Source organism: Candidatus Symbiopectobacterium sp. NZEC135, from assembly GCF_025962695.1.
The window spans coordinates 1-907 of sequence record NZ_JAGFPF010000829.1 but is presented as its reverse complement, the minus strand read 5'-3'; the positions used below and the strand labels follow the sequence as shown (position 1 = coordinate 907).

The 907-nt window shown below is 53.6% G+C and carries 1 protein-coding gene; it reads left to right on the top strand.

The window, feature by feature from the left end; all coding sequences use genetic code 11:
* A partial coding sequence (gene pstC / locus J5224_RS30775; protein ID WP_264628820.1) for a phosphate ABC transporter permease PstC occupies positions 1–907 on the top strand: 907 nt, incomplete at both ends.

The following is a 907-nucleotide window of genomic DNA, read 5'->3' as shown; positions in this document are numbered from 1 at the left end:
GAAAGCCCCCGGAAAGCTGGGCGACGTCATCTTTAGCGCGATGGTAAGAGCCTCCGCGCTGCTGACGCTGCTGCTGCTGGGCGGCATCATCGTATCCCTGATCGTGGCATCCTGGCCGAGCATTGAGAAGTTTGGTCTGGCATTCTTGTGGACCAAAGAGTGGGACGCGCCTGCCGGGCAGTTCGGTGCGTTGGTACCGATTTACGGCACCGTCGTGACCTCGCTGATTGCCCTGATTATTGCTATCCCTATCAGCTTCGGTATCGCCCTGTTCCTGACCGAACTGGCACCGAACTGGTTAAAACGTCCGCTGGGCGTTGCCATCGAATTATTGGCCGCCATTCCGAGTATCGTTTACGGCATGTGGGGTCTGTTTATCTTCGCACCGTTGTTTGCCAAATACTTCCAGCAACCGGTAGGGAATATCCTGTCCGGCATTCCTTTTTTGGGAACGTTGTTCTCTGGCCCGGCGTTTGGTATCGGTATTCTGGCCGCGGGTGTGATTCTGGCCATTATGATCATCCCTTACATTGCCGCCGTAATGCGTGACGTGTTTGAGCAAACACCAGTAATGATGAAAGAGTCTGCTTACGGTATTGGTTGCACGACGTGGGAAGTGATTTGGCGCATCGTACTGCCCTTCACTAAAAATGGGGTGATTGGCGGCGTCATGCTCGGGTTAGGACGTGCTCTGGGCGAAACCATGGCCGTGACCTTTATTATCGGTAATACCTACCAGTTGGACAGTATCTCTCTCTTTATGCCCGGCAACAGTATTACCTCCGCGTTAGCGAACGAATTTGCCGAAGCGGAATCTGGCCTGCACACGGCGGCATTGATGCAGCTCGGCCTGATCCTGTTTGTGATTACCTTTATCGTGCTGGCGCTGTCTAAGTTGATGATTATG